Origin of the sequence: Pseudomonas sp. NPDC096925 (genome assembly GCF_044762545.1) — a bacterium.
In the GTDB taxonomy this organism is placed as follows: domain Bacteria; phylum Pseudomonadota; class Gammaproteobacteria; order Pseudomonadales; family Pseudomonadaceae; genus Aquipseudomonas.
Genome location: NZ_JBIWEM010000008.1, coordinates 1 through 26,029, shown reverse-complemented (window position 1 = coordinate 26,029; position 26,029 = coordinate 1). Strand labels below are relative to the sequence as shown.

The following is a 26,029-nucleotide window of genomic DNA, read 5'->3' as shown; positions in this document are numbered from 1 at the left end:
CCCTGCTATCATCGGCGCCTCTTTTTCGTTCACGCCTGCAATGAGTGAATCCATGAGCACCGACAAGACCAATCAGTCCTGGGGCGGCCGCTTCAGTGAGCCCGTCGACGCCTTCGTCGCCCGTTTCACCGCCTCGGTCGATTTCGACAAGCGCCTGTACCGCCACGACATCATGGGTTCGATCGCCCATGCCACCATGCTGGCGCAGGTCGGCGTGCTCAGCGATGCCGAGCGCGACACCATCATCGATGGCCTGAAGACCATTCAGGGCGAGATCGAGGCCGGCACCTTCGACTGGCGCGTCGATCTCGAAGACGTGCACATGAACATCGAGGCACGCCTGACCGACCGTATCGGCATCACCGGCAAGAAGCTGCACACCGGCCGTAGCCGCAACGACCAGGTGGCCACCGACATCCGCCTGTGGCTGCGTGACGAAATCGACCTGATCCTGGCCGAAATCACCCGCCTGCAGCAGGGCCTGCTGGAGCAGGCCGAGCGTGAAGCGGAAACCATCATGCCCGGCTTCACCCACCTGCAGACGGCCCAGCCGGTCACCTTCGGCCACCACCTGCTGGCCTGGTTCGAAATGCTCAGCCGCGACTACGAGCGCCTGGTCGACTGCCGCAAGCGTGCCAACCGCATGCCCCTGGGCAGCGCCGCACTGGCCGGCACCACCTACCCGATCGACCGCGAACTCACCTGCAAGCTGCTGGGCTTCGAAGCCGTGGCCGGCAACTCGCTGGATGGCGTGTCGGACCGCGACTTCGCCATCGAATTCTGCGCCGCCGCCAGCGTGGCGATGATGCACCTGTCGCGCTTCTCCGAGGAGCTGGTGCTGTGGACCAGCGCGCAGTTCCAGTTCATCGACCTGCCAGACCGCTTCTGCACTGGCAGCTCGATCATGCCGCAGAAAAAGAACCCGGACGTGCCAGAACTGGTACGTGGCAAGAGCGGCCGCGTGTTCGGCGCCCTGACCGGCCTGCTGACCCTGATGAAAGGCCAGCCGCTGGCCTACAACAAGGACAACCAGGAAGACAAGGAACCGCTGTTCGACGCCGCCGACACCCTGCGCGACTCGCTGCGTGCCTTTGCCGACATGATCCCGGCAATCAAGCCCAAGCATGCCATCATGCGTGAAGCGGCCCTGCGCGGCTTCTCTACCGCCACCGACCTGGCCGACTACCTGGTACGCCGTGGCCTGCCGTTCCGTGACTGCCACGAGATCGTGGGCCACGCGGTGAAGTATGGCGTGGACACCGGCAAGGACCTGGCCGAAATGAGCCTGGACGAACTGCGCCAGTTCAGCGACCAGATCGAGCAGGACGTGTTTGCCGTGCTGACCCTGGAAGGCTCGGTGAATGCCCGTAACCACATTGGTGGTACCGCACCGGCGCAGGTGCGTGCCGCCGTGGCCCGCGGCAAGGCGCTGCTGGCTTCGCGTTAAGGCCCATTGCGAGGGCTTCGCCCTCGTTCGCGGGCACGCCCGCTCCCACAGGTATTGCACAGGCTTCAAAAGCAGTGCTGTACCTGTGGGAGCGGGTTTACCCGCGAATGCCCCAACACTGTTCTCAGCGTTTTCCGCTACGAATCATCTCCATGAAGGCCGGCATCGCCGCCTCCTTGTCCGCCACGATCCGCGCCATGTGCGAGTTCTCGCCCATCAGCTGCAACAACGCCTTGGCCTGCGGGAAGTCCGCCAGGAAGTCGATGTTCAGCACCTTCTTGCCCACGGCACAGGCCAGATCGACCGAGAAGCAGAACATCAGGTCTGCCAGGGTCAGTTGCTCACCCGCCACATAGGGTGCGAAGCGGCCGTTGCGCTTGAGCGTGGCAAAACCGGCCAGCAGGTCGGCACGGGCTTTTTCCTTTATCAGCGGCTCTACCGACATGCCAAAGAAAGACTCGGCGTAACAGGTACGCGCCGGCAGCTCGATGTACAGCTCGATTTCCTTGAGCAGCTCACGCACCTTGGCTTGCCCGAACGGGTCGGCCGGCAGCAGCGCCTTGCCGCCCTGGGTCTGCTCGATATAGTCGAGGATCACACTGGTTTCGCTGAGGAAGCCGTGTTCGGTCTGCAGCACCGGCACCTTGCCTCGCGGGCTCACTTCCAGCGCCTGTGGCGCCTGGCCGCCATAGAAGGTGACTTCCTCGAAGGGCAGGCCTTTTTCCAGCAGGGCCAGCTTGACCATGTTGTAGTAGTTGCTGACCGAGAATCCATAAAGCTTGAGCATGAGGTAACAGCCTCCAGGCCGTAAGGGGTTGGCCCGGCTTTTATAGACCGATCAGCCGCCCCCTGACCAGCGTCATGCACCCCGTCAATGCCCGGGCATTGCTGCCACAGGCGTGGCACACTGTGCATCCCATCCCAGGAGTACCGCCATGAGCGAGCCCACCGACATCGACAATGACGACGACGAAGCCTTCGCCGAGGCAACGCTGACCCAGGCTATCGAGAACCAGATAGAAAGCGGCGAGCCGCCTGCGGCCAAGGCCACCTTCAACAAGCTGACCCTGGTTGGCTATGAGCGTGAAGACATTCTCAACCTGATGGCCCATGTGCTGGCCTTCGAGATCGACAACATGCTGGTGGAAGACCGCGCGTTCAACAGCGAGTGGTATGAAAGCGCGCTGCGGGCGCTGCCAGAGTTACCGCCTGAGATGGATCAAGGCGAGGACGAATAACCCGGCTACACTCGAAGATCAGGCACCGTAGAACGGTGCCGTCATCCTTGTCTGGAAGTCAGGAGTCGCCATGCCTTTTACCCCCGATCTGATCGCTGAACTGGAAGTCCTTTCGCTGTTCAAGCACGACAGCAGCCAGGAAGGCATCAAGATTCACAAGAACGCTTCCCCTGCCTTGGTGGCCGCCGCGCAACGCCTGCATGAAAAGGGGCTGACCGATCAACCTGATGGCGGCTACCTGACCAGCTTGGGTCATGACGCTGTCGAAAGTGTCCAGTTGCTGCAGAACATTCTCAAGGCGCCACAGCCGGCTTGAATGGCGGTCTTGCTCAAACTTTGAAACTCGCGCGGTCCCTGTGGGAGCGGCTTTAGCCGCGGACACCGGCGAAGCCGGTGCCATACACCGCGCCGCTTGCTTCGCGGGTAAGCCCGCGCCCACAGGGGGCCGCGCCAGCCTGTCAGGCGATCAGTTAGCCGTTGCCCTGCGCCTTTCCGCCAGGCGCGAACGCCCGTACAGGAACACGATGGCCAGCAAGGCCAGCGCCTGCGCTGACAGCGAGTAGGCATCGGCGTGGATCCCCAGCCAGTCGAATTCGAAGAACGCCACCGGCCGCGTGCCCAGCACCCCGGCCTCTTGCAGTGCCTTCACGCCATGCCCGGCGAACACCACCGACAAGGCACATAGCAGCGCGGCGTTGATGCTGAAGAACAGCGACAGCGGCAGCTTGGCCGAACCACGCAGAATTACCCAGGCCAACCCCACCAGCAGCACCAGCGCCGTGGCACCGCCCGCCAGTACCGCCTGGTGCCCGGCCGGGCCGGCCTGCAGCCACAGGGTTTCGTAGAACAGGATCACTTCGAACAGTTCGCGGTATACCGAGAAGAACGCCAGCACGGCAAAACCGAAGCGTCCGCCGCCACTGACCAGGCTGCTCTTGATGTAGTCCTTCCAGGCGGCGGCATGGCGGCGGTCGTGCATCCACACGCCAAGCCACAGCACCATCACCGCGGCGAAAAGCGCCGTGCAGCCTTCCAGCAGCTCGCGCTGGGCGCCACCGACGTCGATCACGTAGGCCGCCAGGGCCCAGGTGGCGAAACCGGCGACCAGCGCCAGGCCCCAGCCAATGTTGACGCTGCGCACTGCCGACTGCTGGCCGGTGTTGCGCAGGAAGGCCAGGATCGCCGCCAGCACCAGAATCGCCTCCAGGCCTTCGCGCAGCAAGATCAGCAAGCCGGATACAAAGCTCAGCGACCAGCTCAGACCATCGCTGCCCAGCAGCCTGGAAGCCTGCTCCAGCTTGGCCTTGGCTTCGCTCAGGCGTTGTTCGGCCTGGGCCACGGGCAAGCCGTCCTGCAGCGACTGACGGTAGGCCATCAGCGATTTTTCGGTGTCCTTGCGCGCCTGGGTATCGATGTTGTCCAGCGAGCTTTCCACCAGCTCGAAGCCTTCCAGGTAGGCCGCTACTGACAGGTCATAGGCCTGATCGTGATCACCTGCGCGGTAGGCCGCCAGGCTCTTGTCCAGGGTGCTGGCGGTGTATTCGAGCAATTGTGCCGGGCCACGTTTGACCTGCGGCGGCTGGGCGCGCTGGGCGCGGAAAGCCTCCACGGCCGTGGCGCCTTCGCTGACGGCGACTTCGGCCGGGGTCTGCCGGGCCAGGTCGGCGATGTTCCAGGTCTTGTCGCCTTTGCCAGGCTGTGGATTGGCGGTGAAACCGGCAATGTATGCAGCCACGTCCCAACGCTGGCGGTCATCCAGCTGGTCGGCAAAGGACGGCATCTCGGTGCCATCGATGCCCAGGGCCAGGGTGTTGTAGAGGTCGAACAGGCTCAACTGGTCGAGGCGCGATACATCGCGCAGGTTGGCGGGTGCAGGCTCAAGGCCCACGCCGGCCGGGCCATCACCGGCACCGGTTTCACCGTGGCAGATCGCGCAGTTTTGTGCGTACAGCGAAGCACCACGGGCCGGGTCCGGGGTGATTACCGGGGCCTGGCTGACCTCATAGGCCACTGCCAGGCGCGCGCCCAGTTGGCGGGCCTGCTTGGCCACCACCGGGCCGTCCTGGCGCTGGTCGATGGCCTGGCGCAGCGCTTGGATGCCCTGCTCCAGTGCCGCTTGCTCGGTATTGGCAGGCAGACCCTTCACCAGCTCAGCCAATACCGCGCTGAACTCTTGCTGCTCGCGGTATTCGCCATCGTCGATGACCTTGCCATCCTGCACGGTCGGCGGGTAGTCGGCGCCAATGTAGTCGAGCAGGTGCAAAGCCTTGGTGGCCTCGGCGGGGGCTTCGGCCAGCGCCAGGGTACTGCACAGCGCCAGTACCGGGCCGAGCAATAAAGCCGGCAGCCAGGCGAGCAGACGGGAACGGGTTTTCATGGCCACTCTCGAAGGAAATGCGAAAGAGAACATTGTTCACTTCCACTTAGCTTCGCTCAAGGGTGCTGGGCGGATTTCATGAAAAATCTTGGTACAAATCTGATGAAGTGGGATGTCCGCCGTTAGAGGTTCTTCGCCTGTGAGATCGAGCGCCGCCCGCGCGGCGCATCGCGAGCAAGCTCGCTCCTACATTTGTTTCGGGCCAGTGTCGCCTGTGCCAGCGCGCGATCGCCTTGTTTGTCCCACGCAATATCGAGGTGAATAAAAAGGGGCCGCGCGCCCCTGCCTCAGAAATAATTGGCCCGAAACAGATGTAGGAGCGAGCTTGCTCGCGATGCGCCGCGCGGGCGGCGCTCGATCTCACAGGCGAAGAACCTCTAACGACGATCCCTTCCAGCCCTAACGCGGAGCCTCCTGAAGCGGCCCTAGGTTCCTGATGGCTATTGAAGAACCTTGTTCATCCCCCGCTCCATATCATCGATCAAGGCCTTGGCCATCTCGCTGAGTATCCGCGCAGCGCTACCGGCAATGCGGTCATTCTCCATCTCCGCCTCGGTGGTCAGGTGGCGGATACAGCCGAGTAACACCGATAACTGCGAAAAAGCATGGCTGAACGGTACGTTTGGCTGCAGGCGGAACAGGTCGAAGGTTTCCACCCCGGCGGTTGCAGAATCTCTGGGGTCATTGCTCATCGGGTCGCTCCTTGATCGCGGTGGGTTGCATGGGTGCGGTCGCACACGGCATTGATCAGGCGGCAGAGCAAACGAATGTTCATGCCCATGGCATTGCGCATGTCGCCGGGAGGGTTGTCGAGCAGGACTGTGGTGGTGTGGTCGATGGTCAGGGTGAGGGCGCTGATCAGCTCTTCGCCGTCTTTGGGGCTGAGTGGATCGATTAGTGAGAGCGCGGGAGGATCGAGCAGAAGCAGATTGGTAACTGGTGGATCGGGGACGAGCTTGTTCATGGCGGAACTCCGTATGGGGGATTGAACTGCTCTCCTCCTTGTCTCACGAAGTTGGGTGGCAGTCGTGTACGGTGTGAGACACGGGACATACGGTAACCCCGGCCAGGCCGAAGCCTGTCCGCACACGACCGCCATAAAGCGGTGCTACCGAATGAAATCCGGGTGTCTCACGCCCGATCGCCTTGCGAGGCGACCCCACGACAGTAGGCCGGGAACACTTCCCAGCCAAGACAGCACCTTCCGACAGGTGCTGTAGGATAATTCGACAGGGCATCCGAACTGAAGCATTTGGTTTCAGGTTCGGAAATGTCTTACGGACGCAAGGGAATCGCGTAGGGGCTGCGAGGTGCTTGTCTTAAGTCCTTCAGCGCTTATGAGATCGAGCGCCGCCCGCGCGGCGCTTCGCGGGGCAAGCCCGCTCCCACATCTGTTTCGGGACAATTACTCCTGCCACTTCCGCACTCGCACCCTGGGTGCATGACTGAAGATTGATGAAGAGCAGCGGCGCTGCCGATTTGGAAGGAAACAAACAAGGCGGGCAGAGGCGGCCTCACAGGAGTGACTGGCCCGAAACAAATGTGGGAGCGGGCTTGTCCCGCGAAGCGCCGCGCGGGCGGCGCTCGATCTCATAAGCGCTGAAGAGCTTAAGACAGGCACATGGCAGCCCTACCTCAATGCCTACCCGTATCCTTCCACCCCCCACCCAACGCCAGGAACACCCCAATCTGTCCCTGCGCCACCTGGCTATTGGCCGCCGCCAGCTGCGCGCGCATGTCGGTATAGGTCCGCGTCGCCTGCAGGTCGGCCAGGAACGACTCACGCCCAGCCTGGTAATAGCGGTGCGTCTGGTCCGCTGCTTCCTTGGCCGATTTCTCAGCCTCGGCCAGCGCGTCACGCCGATCCAGCAAGGCGCTGTACTGCGCCAGGCGGGTCTGGGTCTCGCGAATGGCGTTCAGCACTACCCCATCAAAATTCGCCAGGGCTGCCTGGGTCGAGGCTTCAGCCATGCGAATGCGGGCGCGGGTGCCGTTGGTGGGGATCGTCCAGCTGATCTGCGGGCCGAAACCCCAGCGGTTAGTCGACGGATCACCGAGGTTCTCGAGAATACCGATGGTACCAACCTGGGCGCCGATGCTGATGTCCGGGTACAGGGCACCAGTCGCCACGCCAATGTAGGCGGTGGCAGCAGCCAGCTGGCGTTCGGCCTGGCGCACATCTGGGCGGCGTTTGAGCAGCGCAGCGCCATCACCCACCGGCACCAGCTGGTTCAGGTGCGGCAGCTCGGCACAATCGGCAGTGCCAGCAGGCAATTGGTCGACCGGCTTGGCCAACAAAGCGGCCAGGGTATACATGCCGGTCTCGCGCTCCGCCTTGAAGCGCGGCAGTTCGGCGCGCAAGGATTTGAACTGGGTCTGTGAGCGGGTGACCTGGGTTTCGTCGCCACGCCCGGCATCGCGCAGGCGCTGGTTGAGCTTCACGCTCTGCTCCTGCAGGTCGAGCGACTCGCGGGCAATGTGGTATTCCTCGTTGGCCGAGCATACCTGGGTGTAGGCCTTGACCACGTCCGCCACCAGGGTGATGCGGGCGGTGTCGGCGGCGGCCTGCACTGCGTCGGCATTGGCCTTGGCCGCCTCGGTGCCACGCTTGAAAGTGCCCCACAGGTCGAACTGGTACGAGGCACTGATGATGGCCTCACCGATGTTGGCCACCGGCACTTTCTCGGGCAGCAGGAAGGCTTCACCCGACTCCTGCAGGCGCTGGGCGCCCAGTTTGACACCGCCGTTGAAGCCACCTTGCGACTCGGCAACTTCGACCTGGGCGCGTGCCTTGGCAATGTTGGCGGCCGCCACACGCAGGTCGGTGTTGGCACTCAGGGCCTGGCGCACCAGCTCGTTCAGCCGTTGATCCTGGTACAGCTGCCACCAGTCCTCGGGCACTGGTGCCGATACCACGCTGTCGGCATCCTGGCGCAGCGGGCCGTTAAGGTCGCTGCGTTGCACCGCCGCGTCCTTCGGTACTTCGTAGTCGGGGCCAACCATCATGCAGGCCCCCAGCGAGAGGCACAGCCCTGCCAGGATCAGCTGTTTCATGGGCGCTGGCCCTCGATGATCGACACCGTGGCGGTTCGCCCGGCGATCATGCGGAAGTCCTGCGGCACTTCGTCAAATGCGATGCGCACCGGAATACGCTGGGCCAGGCGCACCCAGCTGAACGCCGGGTTGACGTTGGGCAGCAGGTTGGCGCCGCTGCTGCGGTCGCGGTCTTCGATACCGGCGGCAAAGCTTTGCACATGACCACGCAGGCGGGTGTTGTCGCCCATGACGCGAATGTCCACGGCATCGCCAATGTGGATACCGCCAAGCTTGGTTTCCTCGAAGTAGCCATCGACGTGGTACGAGGCGCTGTCGACCACCGACAGCACCGGGCGGCCGGCAGTGACGAATTCGTGATTACGCGGTGCACGGTCGTTGAGGTAACCGTCCACCGGGCTGCGCACCACCGAGCGGTCCAGGTTGAGCTGGGCGGTATCGACAGCCACCTGCGCTTCGCTGACGGCGGAACGGGCACGGGCCTCGCGGGACTGGCTTTCTTCCAGCTGTTCGGCAGCTACCAGGTTGCCCAGCTTGCGGTTGCGCTGCGCTTCGCGGGAGGCCTGGGCCAGGGTTTCCTGGCGCTCACCCAGGGTCGCCCTGGCCTGGCGCAGGGCCAGGGTGAAGCGGTCCTGGTCGATGGTGAACAGCACATCGCCGCGCTTGACGGTCTGGTTGTCACGCACCTCGACCTTCTGGATCAGCCCGGACACATCCGGGGCGATCTGGATCACGTCGGCGCGGATGTGGCCGTCGCGGGTCCAGGGGGCGAACATGTAGTAGACCACCATCTGCCACACGAGCACGGCGGCGAAGGTCACTACCAGCAAGGTCAGGACCACACGGCCCAGGGTCAGCAAAGGTTTTTTCATGGCAGCATCAGGTTTCGGCAAAAGTGGTCCACCGCACCAAGCAGCACGGCATACAGGGCAACGTTGAACAACGCCCGGTGCCAGACCAGGCGGTAGAAATGCAGGCGCACCAGCACCGCGTGCACTCCGAGGAACAGCAGGTAGGTGCCAAACATCATCACCAGCAGCGTGGGCAGGAATACCCCGCTGATATCCAGTTCACCAATCACAGGGGCGCTCCGTCGAGGCCGGGGGGCAGTTGCGGTTGTTCGGCTGGCTCGAGCATCACCTCCACGCCCGGCAGCAGCGCCAGGCGCAGGCCGCTCAGGGCGTGCAGCAGGTGGGTGCGGGCATCACCGCGCTCGTACAGCTCATCAAGGTTCAGCGCCAGGCGCGCGCGCTCCATGTTGCGCAGTAGCGCGGCCGGAGCGTGCAGACGCTCACCGGCGCGCAGGCAGGCGGCGTAGTGCGCGCCAACTTCCTCGATCACCGTGTTCAGGCGCTCGCGAGCCTGCTGGCCGGCACGCGGCATATAGGCCAGCAGGTCGAGCAGGTTCAGCCCCACGCGCAGGTCGCGCAGTGCCACGCCGCTGTCCTGGCCGGTTTGCGACAGGCGCGGCAGGTGCTGCATCAGGCGGTCTAGCATTTGCACACCGACCTGGCGGTGCTCGGCCAGGGTGGCCGGCTCGGTCATCTCGACAATGTCGCGCCAGGCGAAGCGGGTCATGCGCTTGGCCGCCAGCTCCACGCCAAACGGGCGCATCACCAGGGTCCAGATGAAGGCGAACAGCAGCCCCACGGGGCCAGCCAGGTTGGAGTTGAGGAAGGTGAAAAAGTCGGCGTCGTAGGCGCCCTGGATGCTGATGAAGGTCGAGGTGTTGACGATGGTCAGCAAAGTGCCGAGGTAAAAGCGCGGCTGCACGGTCAGGGTGCCGACGCAGATGAACGGCACAGCGAAGGCCAGCACCAGCATCGGGAAATCGTGCAGGTTGGGCAGCACCAGGAACAGGTACAGGCTGGAGAAGATGACCGACATCAGCGTCCAGAAGAAGAACCGGTAGATCTGCGGCGCCGGGTCATCCATGGCAGCGAAGAAGCTGCACGACACGGCGGCGAGGATCACTGCGCTGGCGCCGTCGTTCCAGCCCAGGCCGATCCACAGGCCGCAGGCGACGATGATCGCCAGCACGGTGGAGGCCACCGAGTACAGCATCAGGCCACGGTCGAAGAATGCCGTCAGGCGGCCCAGGCGCCAGTGGCGATAGACCGCGCGCCAAGGTTTGGCATCGTCGCTGCGCAAGGCGTGTTGCAGGCTGCAGCAGTCCTGCCACAGGTCGGCCCATTCGGTCAGGCGATACAGGGCGTTGGAGAGTAGCAGTTCGGCGCGCTGGTCGAGGGCAGCGGCACCGGGTTGCAGGCGCTCGATCTGTTCGTGCAGGGTGGTCCAGCGGGCGACCGAGGCGCTGTCGGCGGTGCCCTTGAGCCATTCGCGGGCGGCATCGAGCAGCGGTTGCAACTGGGCGAACTGAGCCGGGGCGCGGCCTTCGAGGGCTACCAGGGCGTCGTCGAGGGCGTCGATCACCGGCAGCAGATGGATCATGCGTCCGCGCAACTCGCGGGCGTTCTTCAGGGTGTGCGGACCGGCGCCTTCATGGCCGAGCTGGCCGATCATCAGCTCCAGCGAGTTGAAGGTGGCGACCATCGCCCCGCGCATGCCACCAACTTTGTCGGCGCTGACATCACGCGCCAGGTAGGTGTCGCTGTAGCGGATCGCCTCGGTGAACCAGCTGCCGGTGGCACCGACTACAACCGGCGCCAGCCGGCGTGGCCAGAAGATCGCCCCGACCACCGCCGCGCAGACGATCCCCAGACAGATTTCCTGGGCCCGGGAAGACGCCACGTCGAACACTGCCAGCGGGTTGTCGACCACAGCCAGGGCGATCATCGGCAAGGTGTAGCCAGCCAGCATCAGCACGTAGTTGTTGGCGGTGCGAAGGTTCAGCGAAAGGAACAGCAAGGTGCCGGTCCACAGGGCGATGGCGATGCTCAGCAGCAACGGCGACTGCACCAGCGGTGGTACCAGGAAAATCGCCCCGCCGGCGCCGAGCAGCGTGCCCACGGCACGGTACAGGGCCTTGGAGCTGGTGGGGCCAAGGAACGGGCTGGAGACGATATACACCGTAGCCATGGCCCAATAGGGGCGCGGCAACTGCATGAGCAGGGCGATGTACAGGGCGATCATGGAGGCGGCAAAGGTACGCACGCCATAGAACCAGTCGCGGGCGGGGGGCACCGAGCTGAAGAAACCGTTCATGCCGCCCCGCCTGTGTTGCCCAGGCCGGCAGCTTCGAAGGCACGCAGCACGCGCAAGGCGGCTTCCAGGTCGGCCTGATCGATGCCATGCAGCACCTCGCGGCGCAGGCGCACCAGTTCGGCTTCGATGGATTCGGCCAGGGCGCGGCCTTCGGCGGTCAGGCTCAGGGCTTTGGCGCGGCGGTCCAGCGGGTCCTCGCTGCGGCATACCAGGCCAGCCTTGCACAGTTGGTCGAGCAGGCGCACCAGCGACGGGCTTTCCAGGCCGGCCGCCTGGGCCACGGCCACCTGATGCACGCCGTCGCCCAGGCGCACGATCATCAGCAACGGCGCGGCGCAGGCCTCGGAAATGCCGTAACCGGTCAGGGCGGTATGGCAGATACGCCGCCAATGGCGGGCGGCAACCACCATGCCACTGCTGACTTGCAGGCGCAGGAGATCAAGGGACATGACAGGAACCAAGGACATTCATAGTTTGCTAACTATCAATATACGCCTGTGCCTACCCCAGTCGTCAACCTGGGGTGACGGATAGCTTGGGTGAAATGTTGTTCATGCTTCTGTCTGTACTGGCCCTTTCGCGGGCTTGCCCGCTCCCACAGGGATCTCACAGGACCTGAAATTTGTGCGATCCCTGTGGGAGCGGGCGAGCCCGCGAAAGGGTCGGTACAGGCAACAGAAAATTCAGGGCTGTATCTGGTCTTCCAGCTTCATGGTCAAGGCCAGTGTGCTGCCCATCTGCACCGCCCGATCCCGCCACTCCTGGTACCGTACCGCGTCGCCGCTGCTGAAGTGCACCGCCAGCTCCTCGGCCGCCTGCACCACCCCCGCCGCTGCCGCCAGCTCCAGCCAGTACAACGCAGCCTTGAGATCAGCCTCCACGTACAACCCGTGCATCAACCGGTAACCCACCTCGAAACGGCAGCGTGCCTCGCCCCGCTCGGCCCCGCGCAGGAACCACTGGTAAGCCTGCACCAGGTCGACCTGCCACTGCTGGCCGCCGTTACACACCTCTTCCTCGTACAGGTCACCCAGCGCGGCAGCAGCATGCAGCATGCCCCGCTCGAACGCCTGCCGGTAGCACTCCGCCGCCTGCACGTAAGAGGGCTCGATGCCTTTGCCGAAGTAATGTTGCTGCCCAAGGTTGAACCACGCCGCCGCATTGCCCTGCAGGGCCGCCATGCGCAACAGGTGGCCGGCCAACACGGTGTCAGCACGCCAGTATTTGCCGTTGAGCCAGATCCAGCCAAGGTCGTTGAGCGCCGCCACGTTGCCTTGCAAGGCCTGGCGGCGCAGGTCGACATACACCGCCTGCAGGTCGCTGGCTTCGTCCAGGCGGCTGACCAGCAGCGAACGCTGACTGGGCATCCCTATCCCGACAAACAGTCGCTGTCGCCTCCCGACAGCGGCCGGTGGGGCAATGACCCGCTCGGGCAAAAGGCGGGCAAGCAGCGAATGGATATTGCTGGCAGCAGACATGTTCATCCTCATTGAACGACACACAGCCCCAACCTTTGGCTGTGATGAGGCGTGATTCTGCGTGACGTAGCGTCAAAACCTGTCGCGAACGATTCGGCACCAGGCAACCAAATGCGACTTACTTGATCTGAGCAGGCTGTGGCCAATTGCCATGACCCACGCCTGCCGCCATCCTATTGCGGCAAGCCTAGACAAGGACGTTATCTTTTGCCGTTCGCCACCACTCGCGCCACCCTCAGCCGGCAGTGGGCGCTGCTGCGCCAGCTGCCCAGCCGTTCCCCAGGTATTACCAGCGCCGAGCTGGTATGGCGCCTGCGTGACGTGGGCTTCACTGTCAGCAAACGCACTGTCGAGCGCGACCTCAATGAGCTGTCGCTGATATTTCCACTGGAGCGCAATGACAAGAGCATTCCGTTTGGCTGGCACTGGTCGGCGAACGTTGCTGGCGAGTTGCGTGGGAATTTCGATCTGCAGGGCTTTTTGCGCGGTGGTTCGCTGCAGCCGGCGCAAGGTGAAGGGGTCGAGCTACAGGCCTGGGTCAGCGACCTGCTGGCCCGACAGCTGCGCGAAGCGCCGTTGAGTGTCGATATGCAACTGACAGCGCTGGAGCATGGCCATCGGCTGCGGGCCACCGTGGAAGATGGCTGGGGGTTGCGCTGGTGGGTGCTGAGCCAGGGAGCAGGCGTGGTGATCGAGCAGCCCAGCCAGCTACGCATGGAGATTGCCAGGACACTCGTTGAAGCGGCTGCACAGTATCAGGATGGCCATTGAGCTTAAGGCTCACCCACCAGCAAGTCTCGATTTCCCATGGCTAAGAACCTGGCCTGCAATTGCGAGATGAAAGTAGAGCACAAGCCGCTTATAGCAAAGTGGCACTTTACCCCTCCAATTAATAATAAATTAAGCCGACAGAATCAACTGGACAAGCTTAAAAGCTTCAGAACATTATGGGCAACAACAAAAATAACCGTAGAAGTCATTAGCCCTCCCCACGAAACTAGAATTTTAATTTTCAGATCCTTTGGAAAGCGCAATATTTCGGAAGCATCCGCAACACCTTTGCTAACAAAGACACCGGGCATCATAAGCATATTTGCGGCCAGACAGATGCGCAACACTCTACCTAGCAAACCCGCTGATGAGAAACTTAACCGATTATCTCGTACATAACTGCATCCCGACAGGTTCGATTCAACCAAATCAAGATATCGGCAGGCTAGGTAAATCATAATACCCACACTGATCATTATCCAGATCAACAACATGGACATTCCTATTACTTCAACTGTCGATTTCATTCAATCCTCTTTCCACACACTCGCCTCCCAAGCTGGTCAAACCAACAACCGTGTTGCTCCCATCTTCCCGGCAAGCTTCCTCAGGCAAGGCGAAATTGAGCACCGCGCATCACACTGTAGCCTGCGCGCTTCCTCCAAACACTTTCTTAAAAAGACCCGAGCGCGAGGAATGCGACTGAAGAAATACACATTGTGCACCACGTTACTATAAGCAGTCTTTTCATACGCGTCGGAAAGTTCTGCAGTTGCGCCTCGTCAACCAATCCCTTGCGAGCAAATAGGTATGGCGTGCTCAGAAGTGTTGATATGGTACAGATACGCATAATCTTACCGATGATGCCTGCGTGTAAATAAAGCTTCCTATTCCCCGATACAAAACCGCTTTTTGATAGTAGCCCTTCAATCTCATCAAGATATCTTATGGCGACATATATTTTCACTAAAAGCGCAACCATACCCAAGCAGAAAAAACAAATCGCGACCACATTCATCTCAAGACTGCTCACGCTTTATTACTCACCGTAAATTATTGCAAATCGCCGTAGGAGTGGTCGCCTGGCAATCAGTTTCGTAAAGCCCCTACCCATATGCAAAATGCTGACAACGACAAGGTTCGTGAGCCACAGCGAAATCAGTAGCCTTTCGATGTACTCAGTTACTGCTCGTACCTCTGGAGCATCAACCAGCCCTTTTCCCCTCACAAAGTCTCTCAGGCCCAAAGAGCTTACGACTGCCACTCAAGGCAATTCAAACATAATAAAGCCAAGCCTGAAACGCCAGCATAGCTAAGACTTCAATCGTCAACGCTAGCCATAGCCCAATTAACAAAAATCTCAGCGACCTCGGAAATCTCTTTATCTCGTCGGAGTTTGCTAGTCCACGCTGTACGTAGGGGCCTGGCATTGTCAAAAGAAAGGCAATACTGCACACACGTAAAACCTTACCCGGCATACCAGCATGAAAAAAGCCTTCCTTAACGCCCTGTATATATCTAGACTTCTCCAAAAGGGATTCAGCCCTATCTAAACATGCATAAGCAACATAAACTAGGACAAGCAGAGTTATTACTCCCAAGCCAAAGATCATCAAGACAATCAGGCCAGGCTCAAACATAGTCATTCTGAAACCTTGCGATATAGGAAATCACCTGCAATTTCACCCCATCCCCCAAAGATCTCGCCGCCGACTGCTCCCCCAACCGCCCCGCCGACCACTCCGCAAACCAAAGAGCCAGGACCTGTTGTAATTCCTAGCACAAACGCGCATGCCCCGGTGGCGATTGCACCGCCATAAGCGCCCCCAATACTACTTCCAGTCAAACCTAATAACAGAGAACCACCTTCTACGTACTTAGCTCTGGCACACTCCTCCTCCCGCCCCAGAGTACAAGCTTTTTTAATTTCCAGCCCAGTAGCGGCTACATCCAACGCAACCCCGATGTAAGCCCCTTTCTTGATCAGACTCGCAGCCTTCGCCACCCCCGTTACCTTCTCTGCATACCCGGATATCTCCCCAGCATTCAGATAACGCTTGGTGGAAAGCTGCAGCATCCGCTTGATCGATCCCTGATTTCGTAGACCCGAGCCATAGGCGGCGGTCCTCCCCAGCTGTTCGTCCAACGTCCTGAACAGCTCCACACGCTTGGCATAGAACTCTTCTCGCGCCCTGAACGCACCACCACTCATATGCTCGCGGTGCAGTTGCTCGATCTGTTCCAGCGTCTTCTTGATTGCATCCAGATACCTGGCCCAGCCATCGCTCGCTGCCCCTGCCCCCATCGATGCATGGGCCAGTAGACTTTGCAGCATCTCGAAGTTATCCAGCATGAAACCGTCAACACCGCCCCCGTTGAGCATGATGTCGCGGTGGATGCCAGCCGCCTTGCCCATGAGAAAGGCTTCATGGCTGGTGCAGGAAGAAGTATCGGGGTCACCGACGATCACCAGTTCGCCGGCCAAGACCACGGTGTTGACGATATGCCCATTGAGCACATCGAACTTGGCCTGCTGGTTGGCGTTCATCGGTGTATCGTTCTTCAGGGTCGCGTAATTCTGCGCCTTGGGATTTATAAAGCTGCGTGCCTCGGACATGGTCGGTCCTCACGCAAACTTCTTGTTGGCAATCCGGTCCCAGCCACCGGTCACATTGCCGCCGGCACTACCATCGACACGCTGCTGCCGGGTGTAGGTGGTCTTGATACGGCCGTAGTCGAGCTGAATGATTTCAGTCGGTACGCCGGCATGCGCGCTTTGTGCGTAGTCGGCGATGATCACTTCTTCGAGCACCACTTCGTAGTACTTGAGTTTATCGCCGCCAGCGCGGCAAACGACCAGCCTCACCTCTTTCAGGTGCTGCCCGGCGCAACTGGCTTCGAGCAGTTTGCAGCTGGCGTTGTCCAGGTTCTTGGTGAAGGTGAGGTTGCTCAGGGTGGTGCGCCCGGAAGTGGCGCCGCCTGCGGAACTGGCGGTGGCGGAGGCGCTTTGGCTGCTGCCGAACGTGTAGCCGAGGATTTCGATCCAGTTGCTGTACTGCTCGTCCTTTGCTTCGCCAGCGATTTCCGCGATTTGAATATAAGCGTCGAAAGCCATGGTTACTGTTCCTTGTAAACGATTGAGCGGAACAGGCTAGGCTCGGAGAAACTCCAACGCAATCGTTCTACGGAGATCGATGCTAAATTAGGAATTTTCTTACAAGTTATGCGACAAGTCGGCTTGAAGATATTTGAAAGTGTTTCAGAGTTACGCCATTTGGGCCGACAACATCAGCCCGATCACCGGCAAGCCGACGATCGGGCCAACCAAGCACATGCGCGTCAGCGCTGCATCCCCCAGCGGCGAACGGTCAACCGCTCCAGGGTATTGAACACCAGCCCTTCCACCAGCAAGCCGATCAGGATCACCACCGCCAACCCGGCAAACACCTTGTCGGTGTATAGCTCGTTGCGGTTCTGGAAGATGTACCAACCCAACCCGCCTTTGCCACTGCTGGCCCCGAACACCAGCTCGGCAGCGATCAGTGTGCGCCAGGCGAACGCCCAGCCGATCTTCAACCCCGACAGGATCGACGGCAGCGCCGCCGGCACCAGGATATGCAGCACCAGCCGCAGCCCCTTCAGGCCGTAATTGCGCCCGGCCATGCGCAAGGTTTCCGACACGCCAAGAAAGCCCGCATAGGTGTTCAGCGCCAGCGCCCACAGCACCGAGTGCACCAGCACGAAGATCAGGCTGTTGTCACCCAGCCCGAACCACAGCAAGGCCAGGGGCAACAGGGCAATCGCCGGCAGCGGGTTGAACATCGAGGTCAGCGTGCCCAGCAGATCGCGCCCAAGCTGGGTCGACACCGCCAAGCTGGTGAGGCCGAAGGCCAGGATGATCCCCAGCAGGTAGCCCTTGAGCAAAATCACCAGCGACACGCCGACCTTGGCCGGCAGCTCACCGCTGACCAGTCCGTCCCACAGCGCCGTGGCCGTCTGCAGGAAGGTCGGCAGCAACAGATCGTTGCCCTGGTAACGGGCGATGGCCTCCCACAGCACGGCGATCACCAGCAGGATGACCGCCTTGCGCAGCCAGCTGTGCTGCCACAGGCGTTGCGCCAGCGGTAGCTGGCGCTCCAAAGGCACACTGAGCAGGGGCTCCAGCTGCACCTCGTATTCCTGGCGTACAGGTGTAGTGGTCATGGCTGAAGCTCCTGTCAGTAGGCGATGCGGATATCGTTGAAACCAAGATCGTCGGGCTGTTCAGGCGCATCCGCCTCATCGAACAGCAAACGGTGGATGCGCCGGGCACTGGCCTGGAAGTCGCTGCCACCCAGGCTGCCCAGGTCGTACTGGTGGCTGTGCACTTCGGCGCGCACCCGCCCCGGGTGGGGCGACAGCAGCAGGATGCGGTTGCCGACCACCAGTGCTTCTTCGATGGAGTGAGTAACGAACAGCAGGGTAAAACGCACCTCTTCCCATAGCAGCAGCAATTCTTCCTGCATCTTGCGTCGGGTCAGCGCATCAAGTGCCGCGAACGGTTCGTCCATCAGCAGGATCTTCGGCTGCGTGGCCAAGGCCCTGGCAATCGCCACGCGCGCCTTCATACCGCCCGACAGGGTGTGCGGGTGAGCATCGGCGAAGGCTGCCAGGCCGACTTTTTCCAGGTAGTGCAATGCCCGCTCCTCGGCTTCGGCGCGTTTCAGCTGGCCCGACACCAGCAGCGGGAACATGACGTTCTGCTTCACCGTCTTCCACGGCGGCAGCTGGTCGAACTCCTGGAACACCACGATGCGGTCAGGGCCAGGGCCGTTGACCGGCTGGCCCTGCAGCAGAATCTGCCCTTCCTGAGGCGAGATGAACCCGGCCACGGCCTTGAGCAAGGTGGACTTGCCGCAGCCGGAGGGGCCGAGCAGCACGAAACGGTCGGCACGGTCGACTTCGAAGCTGACCTGGTGGGTGGCCCGCACCACGCGTTGCGCGGTGCGGTATTCGAGACTGAGGTTATCCACCTTGAGCAAGGGCGGCGTGGCGACACGGCTCAGGTTGCTGGCCGTGTGGCCTGGCAATGGGGCGGTCATGATCGGTCAGCTCCCCTGCAGCGGGCGTTCATCCTGGAAGAAGTAGTCCTTCCACGATTCCGGCTTGTGCTTGATGGCGCCTACCCGATAGAGGAAGTCGGCCAGCTTGTAGGTGTTCTTTGGCGTGACGGTGAACTCGTACTGCGGGTTGTCGATCAGCTTGATCAGCGTGTCGCGGTCGATCTTGGCCTTGGTCACGCGGATGTAAGTATCGGCGGCGGCCGCCTTGTCCTTCTGGGCGAAGTCCGCAGCTTCGGCCAGCGCATCGACGAAGGCCTTGTAGGTCTTGGGGTTGTCCTTGCGGAATTTCTCGGTGGCGAACAGCAAGGTCGGCGAGTTGGGGCCGAGCAGGTCGTAGCTGTTGAGCACCACGTGCACGTTCTTGTTGGCCAGCACCTGGTCCTGGAACGGCGGGTTGGAGAAGTGCCCGTTGAGTTCGGTGCCGCCGGCCAGCAGCGCGGCAGTGGCATCCGGGTGCGGCACGGCCAGGGTGTATTTGTCGAGGCGATTGTATTCCTTGTCGCCCCACTGCTGGGCGGCGGCGTACTGCAGGAAGCGCGACTGCACCGAAACGCCTACCGCCGGTACGGCGATGCGGTCTTTGTCGGAGAGGTCGGCAATGGTCTTCACGTTGGGGTTGCTGCTGACCAGGTAGTACGGGAAGTTGCCCAGCGAGGCCACGGCCTTGACGTTCTGTCGGCCCTTGGTGCGGTCCCACACGGTCAACAGCGGGCCGACGCCGGCGCCGGCGATGTCCACCGAACCGGACAGTAGTGCGTCGTTGACGGCCGAACCACCCGACAGCTGGGCCCAATCGACTTCGATGTCGATGCCCTGCTCCTTGCCATGTTTTTCGATCAGATGCTGGTCACGCACTACGTTCAGCAGCAGGTAGACAATGCCGAACTGCTCGGCGATGCGAATCTTGCCTTCTGCTTGCGCCGTGGCGGGGGCCGCCAGGCTGCCGACGACCAGGCTTGCGCCCAGGCCAATGCTTGCCGCCAGGCGGCTGATGGATTTACGCATGATGGGTTTCCTCAGTCGTCAGAACGGGGCATCGCCCTGGATGGTGGTGCGGTACAGCTTGCGCCGCAGGTGTGCGGGGCAGCCGGTGGCCAGGTGGATCAGCGAGCGGTTGTCCCAGAACACCAGGTCGTGGGGCTGCCACTGATGGCGGTAGATGTTCTGCTCCAGCACGCTCAGGGCATACAGTTGTTTCAGCACGTCGCGGCTTTCGTCATCTGGCAGGCCGACGATGCGGGTGGTGAAGCCTTCGCTGACGAACAGCGCCTTGCGGCCGTTTTCCGGGTGGGTACGGACCACCGGGTGGATGACTTCCTGTACCTGCGCCAGCTGCTCGGCGGTCAGGGTCGGGCGCCAGTTGCCTTCGAACTTGGTCTCGGCGTAACGGGCGGTGTAGGAGTGAGCGGCACTGCGGCCCTCGACCACGTTGCGCAAGGCCGCGGGTACGGCGTCCCAGGCTTTGTGCATGTCGGCGAACAGGGTATCGCCGCCTTCACTGGGCAGCTCCTGGGCATGCAGCATGGAGCCGAGGCTGGGCAGTTCCTTGTACGACAGGTCCGAGTGCCAGAACTTGCCGGCATCGCCCAGGCCGATGTTCTGGCCGTTTTCGATGATGTTGGAAACGATCAGGATCTCGGGATGGCCGGCGAGCAGGAACTGTTTGAGCACATGGATCTGCAATGGGCCGAAGCGGCGGCTGAAGGCGATCTGCTGGTCGGGGCTGATGCGCTGGTCGCGGAACACCAGCACATGGTGGTCGAGGTGGGCGCGATGGATACGGGCGAAATCCTCGGCGTTGACCGGTCTGGCCAGGTCCAGGCCGATGATCTCGGCGCCTACGGCACCGGAGAACGGGCGGATTTCGAAGCGTTGCGGCTGGGCGCTGTCGATGATCGACAAGGCGTTCGAGGCGGCTGACATTTTTCACTCCCACGCAGTGCGCGACTTCAATGGCGCGCAACGATCAGAAACGCACGGGGATTTCCCGTGTGGGTTCAAGTCGTGCGGCGCATCGATTGGTCGACGGGTACGCAGTGGAGGTGACTATAAAGTCATAAGAGTTATATTTTAAATACCGTTAACGAATAACCATAGCACTGCTGTAAGGGCGTTGCGCAGTCAGATCAGCCCGCCCTGCTCTTCTTCATCAATGAGGTTGTTCAGGCTGCTGAGCGCCTTGCGCGCTGTAGAACGGTTAAGCAGCTTGGCCTGCGCACCGGGGGGCAGGTCGGTGATCTTGAACACCCCTTTGGCGGTCAACACGTCGATCAGGTCCTCGAGCACGCGAATCATGTCCAGGTCGCTTTGCTTGAGCTGGTTGAGGCTGTTTTCCACGATGTCATCGGCAAACCATTCCTGGATATCGGCATGGTCAGCGGGAAGCATTTCGGTGAACTGGTCGAAAGCGGCCGCTTCTACCCGCCGCAACTGGCCGGCGGCATCGCGTTGCACGTAGAACATGGCGGTGTCCCTCGTCACGTTAGTCCTTTGATAGTAGACAGCAGCATAGGCAAAGATCGCCCGGCACGCAGGGCCGGCGCCAGAGTATGCGCTGTCGCAGGATGTCAGGAAAGAGCCGTGGCCGCTCAGAGGCCAATCGCCGGCAAGCAAGCTCCCACAGGTACCGCACAACTCTCAGGAGCTGCACAGTACCTGTGGGAGCCGGCTTGCCGGCAATCGGGCTGCAGGGCAGCCCGCTAGCGCATGAGCAATCAGCTGTCCTTGTTGTGGATGATGATGGTCGGGTCAGCACCGCTGATCAACGAGTTGATCGTGGTGTTGGACCAGTTCACCCCTTCCAGCTTGATGGTCACGTCGGCGTTGGCCAGGCCACCTTCGGCATTGAGCTTGCCTTCGCTGCTGACCTGCAGCGTCGTCGTACCGTCCACCGTCGTGAGTTTCAGGTAGTTGTCGATGGTGCTGCCCTTCTCGTTCTGCAGCAGGTCGCTCAAGTCGATCTTGTCTTTTTCGCCTACGTTGAAGTCCTTGATGACGTCATTGCCGGTATCGCCAGCCTTCCACACGAAGGTATCAGAACCGCTGCCGCCAATCAGGATATCGTGGCCCTGGCCACCGATCAGGGTGTCCTTGCCGCTACCGCCCAGCAGGATGTCGTTACCCTTGCCACCATCAAGCACGTCATCGCCACCTTGACCGAAGAGGATGTCGTTGCCATTGCCGCCGGACAGCAAGTCTTTACCGTCGTTGGCACCGGAGATATCGAACTCGGTGTAGTGCTCGGTAATGTACTGGTGGACATTACTGGTGGTGATGGAACTGGCTTCGACACCGCTCTTTTGCGCCACGTACGTCTGCAGCGCCTGATAGCCCTCACTGACGACACCGTTGAGAGTAATCAGGTCACCGAAGATGATGTCGTTGCCGTTACCACCATCGATGCTGTCAGCGCCCGGCAGAATCGCCTCGGAATGGCCGAGAATCGCCTTGGCCAGATCCGACGGATCAATGCCTGCCTGTGGTTTGCCAGCGGAGTCGTACGGCTTCAGATCGTTCAGCGTGACATCGCTATTCAAGCCGATGGCCTGCACTTTACTCACGCCGTTGACGCCACCGAGCAAGCTGAAGCTCGCGGTGGTGCCTGCTGCCGACTCCTGATAGTTCCAATACTCACCGTAGCCAGAACCGTCCAGGCTGGAGAACTCGTAGGTGCCATCGCCCTGAGCATGCAGGGTGCCGACGGTGCTGGTGGACTGAAGTACCAACTCACCTTTCTTGTTCTCGCTGTAGGTCAGGACCTTGACCGTGCCACTGCTGCTGATCTCGACTTTGTGAGTCGAGTCGGCCCAGCCACTGAAGGTATCACCAAGTTTGTAGTTGTTGACGTTGACCACGTCATCCAGGTACTTGCCATTGGTCCACAGCCGCGGGTTGGTATTCTCCCCGCTCTGGTAGTAGGTCGGCTTGCCGTCAGTGATGAAGTAAGTCAGGTTCTCCGCATTGGCGTTACTGCTGGCCATGGCGCTCTTGAAGAAGTTGGCCGTGGCCTTGAACGCGTCTTCGTAGTTGGTACCGCCGCCGCTTGCCATGGAGTTCAGTACGTTCTGCAGCTTGCTCAAGGCATTCGGGTCGGCAAGGTTCACCGCCACGTTCTGCTTGACCTGGGTATCGAAGTCCACCAGGAAGATGTTGACCGTGCCCGAGGTATCGGAGCCCAGGCTGGCCTTGAGCGTATTGAACACCGAGGCCAGCTGTGTCTTCGCGTCCGAAATCGACTTGTCACTCATGCTGCCCGAGCTGTCGACAATAAAGGCAATGTTGTAGTTCTTGCCCTGAACCACGTTCAGGCCAGACACGTCGGCGACCATGATGTCGTTGCCTTCGCTGCCGTTCAGCGTATCGCTGCCCGAGGTACCGACACTGGCCTTGTAGGTCGCAGCGTATACGGTCACCGGGATGTTGCCGGTGGTAACGGCCGAACCGCCCAGGCTTTCAGTGGCAACCGAGGTGACGGTAACGTCGAACGAACCTTTGTAATAGGCCGGTGGAGTCAAGGTCAGGCTGCTCAGTTTCCACCCCGTCACATCGACTGGTCCAGTACCGACCGTGACAGTGTGGCCTGCACCATCGCTCAGCACGGTACCTTTCGGAATACCGCTGAGGGTCACGCTCAAGCTCTCGGAGCCATCGGTGTCGGTCAGGGCGGTAGAGATGCTGACCAGTTTCACCGAACCACCTTCCGGCCCTTCATTGAACTTGTAGCCGTCGTAGTAGCTCTGCCCATTGACGGTGTGCAGGTCGGACACGCCCAGGCCGGCGTTGGCCATCTCGGTCACGCTTTGGTACATCTTCAGGTTCGAGCTGCTCAGGTCAGTGACCGCACCCGAGCCTGCCTGGATGTTCAGGTCATAGCTGCCTGGGCCAGACTGGTTGGCATGGTAGACCTCGATCGGGTAGTAGCCACTGTTGTTCGGGGTGAAGGTACCCGAGATCTGGCCACCGGCCCCCCAGGTGGCCGTGACCACGGTCTTGCCACCAATGGTGACCACGAAGCTATCGTCGGCGGTCCCGCTGAAGGTGTAGGTCTTGCCGGCTTCCAGATAAATCAGGCCCGACGTTTTCGAGCCGGTGCCAGCGCCGACGCTGCCATCGGACTGCACATTGGTGGTGGTGCTGCTGGCGTTGGCATTGCCGGAGTTGGCAAAGACCGTCTTCAGGTCTTCGCCGGTAATACCATTACCACCAGTACCCAGGCCTTTGAGGCTGGTCCAGACTTCCTTGGTCAGGCCTTTGGAGTCGAAATCTGCGCTGCCGAAGCTCAGGGTCGGCTTGTCTGCAACCGGACTGATATCGACCTTCATGGTCACTTCGCTGCCCAGGTTGGTGCCATCGTTCGGCTTGAACTTGAACTGCGCGTAGTCAGCCTGCTGGTTCCCCACGCCGTTGCCACCGTAGCTGTCCCCACCCGACTGGTTGAGGGCCGGGACGAACTTCAGGTTCTGGGCCGTGATGTCAGCCTGGCTGACCACTTGGCCGACGGCCACATTCACCCATGCAGTACCATTGAAGAACTGCAAGCTGCCGGCGGCCGGGAGCGAGGTAATGGTCACGGACAGGCCGGTGTTGCTGTCGGCATCGGTGACTTTGAAGTCACTCCAGGCAAACACGTAGGCGGTGTCTTCCACGCCAAACACCGCACCGCCAGGCGAAACCGGCAGGTGGTCGTTGTCGAGGATGGCTGTGGTCACGCTGGCATTGTTGCTGTCGACCTTCAGGTTCTCGAAGCCTCCACCGGTGGCGGTTTCGATCTTCACAGTGAAGTTCTCGATACCCTCGACCAGCTTGTCGTCGATGGTCGCGATGTCGAACGTGGTGCCGTTGCTGTTGGCCGGGATCTTCACAGTGGTGATACCGGTGAAGTCCTCGCCATTCTTGGCGGTGCCGCTGTAGCTGAGGGTGATCGTGACCTCGGCCTTGGACGCATTGCTCAAGGTCAGCGTGTAGTGGCCGGTTTCGCCTTCGGTCAGTGACGTGGTGCCGCTGATGCCGACCGTGGCGACATCGCCCTGGTTGCCTGTACCCGGAACGCCCGAGCCAGGCTCGTCAGTGACGGTGGTGCTGACCGGGGTCTTGTCCAGGGTCAGTTGCTCGAACTTGCCCACGTCAGCGCCGGTGACCGAACCGATCGATTTGACCACAGGGTCGTTGGCGCCGGTGTAGACGTTGTCCGGGGCAGTGACGGTAACCGAACCAGTCGTGCCGTTGGCCGGCACGGTGATGACGGTCTTGCCATCGCTCAGCGTGAAGGTCAACGCGCCGTGATTGTTGATCGGCAAGCCGTCTTTGTTGGTCAGCGTGATGGTGTAGGTGATCTCGCCGCCTTCGGTGACCGAAGGGGTCGCGGTCAGTTTGGCCACCACTTCGTCGGTGGTGTCGGTCACCTGAACCGAAGCGTCGCCGCCCAGCTGCAGGTTCTCGAAGGTACGACCATCAACGTCCACAGCGGACTTGATGCCCAGGCTGATCTGGCCAGCATCGTTATAGACGTCATCGCCCTGCGCAGCATGGGTGTACGGTGCACTGGTTTCCCCAGCCTTGATGGTGACCTGGGCGTTGTTGCTCAGGGTCACGACCAGGTCATGGGCCAGCGCCTGGTTGATGTGCACAGTGAAGGTCGGCTTGACGTTCTCGGCCACCGACGCCTGATCGGCGGTGATGGTGACCTGCACCAGGTCGCCTTGGTTGCCGGTACCCGGGGTGCCCGAGCCAGGTTCGTCGGTGACGGTGGTGCTGACCGGGGTCTTGTCCAGGGTCAGTTGCTCGAACTTGCCCACGTCAGCGCCAGTGACCGAACCGATCGATTTGACCACAGGGTCGTTGGCGCCGGTGTAGACGTTGTCCGGGGCAGTGACGGTGACCGAACCAGTCGTGCCGTTGGCCGGCACGGTGATGACGGTCTTGCCATCGCTCAGCGTGAAGGTCAACGCGCCGTGATTGTTGATCGGCAAGCCGTCTTTGTTGGTCAGCGTGATGGTGTAGGTGATCTCGCCGCCTTCGGTGACCGAAGGGGTGGCGGTCAGCTTGGCCACCACTTCGTCGGTGGTGTCGGTCACTTGGACCGTAGCGTCGCCGCCCAGTTGCAGGTTCTCGAAGGTACGACCATCAACGTCCACAGCGGACTTGATGCCCAGGCTGATCTGGCCAGCATCGTTGTAGACGTCATCGCCTTGCGCCGCATGGGTGTACGGTGCACTGGTTTCGCCAGCCTTGATGGTGACCTGGGCATTGTTGCTCAGGGTCACGACCAGGTCATGGGCCAGCGCCTGGTTGATGTGCACGGTGAAGGTCGGATTGACGTTCTCGGCCACCGAGGCCTGATCGGCAGTGATGGTGACCTGTACCAGGTCGCCTTCGTTGCCCGGGGTACCCGGCTCGTC

Annotated in this window: 24 protein-coding genes; 4 read left to right on the top strand and 20 right to left on the bottom strand. The window is 61.3% G+C overall.

The window, feature by feature from the left end; translation table 11 throughout:
• Positions 1-52: 52 nt before the first annotated feature.
• A complete protein-coding gene (argH, locus tag ACIQYU_RS20650; protein WP_025337274.1) occupies positions 53-1,447 on the top strand; it encodes an argininosuccinate lyase in 1,395 nt (464 codons plus the stop codon).
• A gap of 124 nt (positions 1,448-1,571) precedes the next feature.
• On the opposite strand, the gene ACIQYU_RS20645 is transcribed toward argH, so the two are convergent.
• Positions 1,572-2,234: a glutathione S-transferase gene (locus ACIQYU_RS20645; protein WP_402801890.1), complete on the bottom strand. Its 663-nt coding sequence runs from the start codon at positions 2,232-2,234 to the stop codon at positions 1,572-1,574.
• Positions 2,235-2,382: 148 nt separating this feature from the next.
• Here ACIQYU_RS20645 and ACIQYU_RS20640 point away from each other — a divergent pair, with 148 nt between their 5' ends.
• Positions 2,383-2,685, top strand: a complete 303-nt coding sequence (locus ACIQYU_RS20640) for a hypothetical protein (protein ID WP_063914387.1) — start codon at positions 2,383-2,385, stop codon at positions 2,683-2,685.
• A 70-nt stretch (positions 2,686-2,755) separates the two neighbouring features.
• The gene (locus tag ACIQYU_RS20635) at positions 2,756-3,001 is read left to right on the top strand and encodes a TIGR02647 family protein (protein WP_015268535.1); all 246 of its coding nucleotides are present in this window, start codon (positions 2,756-2,758) and stop codon (positions 2,999-3,001) included.
• Positions 3,002-3,151: 150 nt separating this feature from the next.
• Here ACIQYU_RS20635 and ACIQYU_RS20630 read toward each other — a convergent pair whose 3' ends face one another.
• The 9 genes from ACIQYU_RS20630 to ACIQYU_RS20590 form a co-directional block, all read right to left on the bottom strand.
• Positions 3,152-5,095, bottom strand: a complete 1,944-nt coding sequence (locus ACIQYU_RS20630) for an FTR1 family protein (protein WP_241106151.1) — start codon at positions 5,093-5,095, stop codon at positions 3,152-3,154.
• 407 nt (positions 5,096-5,502) lie between these two features.
• Complete coding sequence (locus ACIQYU_RS20625) at positions 5,503-5,754, bottom strand: DUF3077 domain-containing protein (protein ID WP_025337270.1); 252 nt, start codon at positions 5,752-5,754, stop codon at positions 5,503-5,505.
• Positions 5,751-6,026, bottom strand: coding sequence for a hypothetical protein (locus tag ACIQYU_RS20620; RefSeq protein WP_233688044.1), 276 nt, complete (start codon positions 6,024-6,026; stop codon positions 5,751-5,753). Before ACIQYU_RS20620 ends, ACIQYU_RS20625 begins: the two co-directional genes overlap by 4 nt.
• A gap of 671 nt (positions 6,027-6,697) precedes the next feature.
• Entirely contained in the window at positions 6,698-8,116 is a 1,419-nt protein-coding gene (locus tag ACIQYU_RS20615) for an efflux transporter outer membrane subunit (protein WP_207833051.1), read from the bottom strand.
• Positions 8,113-8,988, bottom strand: a complete 876-nt coding sequence (locus tag ACIQYU_RS20610; RefSeq protein WP_233688042.1) for an HlyD family secretion protein — start codon at positions 8,986-8,988, stop codon at positions 8,113-8,115. The genes ACIQYU_RS20615 and ACIQYU_RS20610 overlap by 4 nt, the downstream gene beginning before the upstream one ends.
• Positions 8,985-9,197, bottom strand: coding sequence for a DUF1656 domain-containing protein (locus tag ACIQYU_RS20605; protein ID WP_003255905.1), 213 nt, complete (start codon positions 9,195-9,197; stop codon positions 8,985-8,987). The genes ACIQYU_RS20610 and ACIQYU_RS20605 overlap by 4 nt, the downstream gene beginning before the upstream one ends.
• Positions 9,194-11,281 carry an FUSC family protein gene (locus tag ACIQYU_RS20600; protein ID WP_402801883.1) on the bottom strand — a complete coding sequence of 696 codons (2,088 nt, stop codon included), beginning with the start codon at positions 11,279-11,281 and terminating at the stop codon, positions 9,194-9,196. The genes ACIQYU_RS20605 and ACIQYU_RS20600 overlap by 4 nt, the downstream gene beginning before the upstream one ends.
• Entirely contained in the window at positions 11,278-11,730 is a 453-nt protein-coding gene (locus ACIQYU_RS20595) for a MarR family winged helix-turn-helix transcriptional regulator (RefSeq protein ID WP_207833045.1), read from the bottom strand. Before ACIQYU_RS20595 ends, ACIQYU_RS20600 begins: the two co-directional genes overlap by 4 nt.
• 234 nt (positions 11,731-11,964) lie before the next feature.
• On the bottom strand, positions 11,965-12,759 hold the full coding sequence (locus ACIQYU_RS20590; protein ID WP_402801878.1) for a tetratricopeptide repeat protein: 795 nt from the start codon (positions 12,757-12,759) through the stop codon (positions 11,965-11,967).
• A gap of 207 nt (positions 12,760-12,966) precedes the next feature.
• On the opposite strand from ACIQYU_RS20590, the gene ACIQYU_RS20585 reads away from it, so the two are divergent.
• On the top strand, positions 12,967-13,530 hold the full coding sequence (locus tag ACIQYU_RS20585) for a WYL domain-containing protein (RefSeq protein WP_207833041.1): 564 nt from the start codon (positions 12,967-12,969) through the stop codon (positions 13,528-13,530).
• A 143-nt stretch (positions 13,531-13,673) separates the two neighbouring features.
• Here ACIQYU_RS20585 and ACIQYU_RS20580 read toward each other — a convergent pair whose 3' ends face one another.
• From ACIQYU_RS20580 to ACIQYU_RS20535, 10 genes are all read right to left on the bottom strand, one after another.
• Positions 13,674-14,057, bottom strand: coding sequence for a hypothetical protein (locus ACIQYU_RS20580; protein WP_207833039.1), 384 nt, complete (start codon positions 14,055-14,057; stop codon positions 13,674-13,676).
• A gap of 747 nt (positions 14,058-14,804) precedes the next feature.
• Positions 14,805-15,176, bottom strand: a complete 372-nt coding sequence (locus ACIQYU_RS20575) for a hypothetical protein (RefSeq protein ID WP_054573363.1) — start codon at positions 15,174-15,176, stop codon at positions 14,805-14,807.
• A complete protein-coding gene (locus ACIQYU_RS20570; RefSeq protein ID WP_402801875.1) occupies positions 15,173-16,147 on the bottom strand; it encodes a hypothetical protein in 975 nt (324 codons plus the stop codon). The genes ACIQYU_RS20575 and ACIQYU_RS20570 overlap by 4 nt, the downstream gene beginning before the upstream one ends.
• A gap of 9 nt (positions 16,148-16,156) precedes the next feature.
• The gene (locus ACIQYU_RS20565; protein ID WP_207833035.1) at positions 16,157-16,645 is read right to left on the bottom strand and encodes a type VI secretion system tube protein Hcp; all 489 of its coding nucleotides are present in this window, start codon (positions 16,643-16,645) and stop codon (positions 16,157-16,159) included.
• Positions 16,646-16,869: 224 nt separating this feature from the next.
• The gene (locus tag ACIQYU_RS20560; RefSeq protein ID WP_207833033.1) at positions 16,870-17,733 is read right to left on the bottom strand and encodes an ABC transporter permease; all 864 of its coding nucleotides are present in this window, start codon (positions 17,731-17,733) and stop codon (positions 16,870-16,872) included.
• A 14-nt stretch (positions 17,734-17,747) separates the two neighbouring features.
• The gene (locus ACIQYU_RS20555) at positions 17,748-18,611 is read right to left on the bottom strand and encodes an ABC transporter ATP-binding protein (RefSeq protein WP_207833032.1); all 864 of its coding nucleotides are present in this window, start codon (positions 18,609-18,611) and stop codon (positions 17,748-17,750) included.
• Positions 18,612-18,617: 6 nt separating this feature from the next.
• A complete protein-coding gene (locus ACIQYU_RS20550; protein WP_207833030.1) occupies positions 18,618-19,637 on the bottom strand; it encodes an ABC transporter substrate-binding protein in 1,020 nt (339 codons plus the stop codon).
• Between the two features lie 18 nt (positions 19,638-19,655).
• Positions 19,656-20,555 (bottom strand): TauD/TfdA family dioxygenase, encoded by a 900-nt coding sequence (locus ACIQYU_RS20545; RefSeq protein ID WP_233688039.1) that lies wholly within the window; start codon positions 20,553-20,555, stop codon positions 19,656-19,658.
• A gap of 198 nt (positions 20,556-20,753) precedes the next feature.
• A complete protein-coding gene (locus ACIQYU_RS20540) occupies positions 20,754-21,095 on the bottom strand; it encodes a tryptophan synthase subunit beta (protein ID WP_402801870.1) in 342 nt (113 codons plus the stop codon).
• A 251-nt stretch (positions 21,096-21,346) separates the two neighbouring features.
• Positions 21,347-26,029, bottom strand: a 4,683-nt coding sequence (locus ACIQYU_RS20535; RefSeq protein ID WP_402801869.1) for an immunoglobulin-like domain-containing protein, incomplete at its 5' end; no start/stop codon positions are given.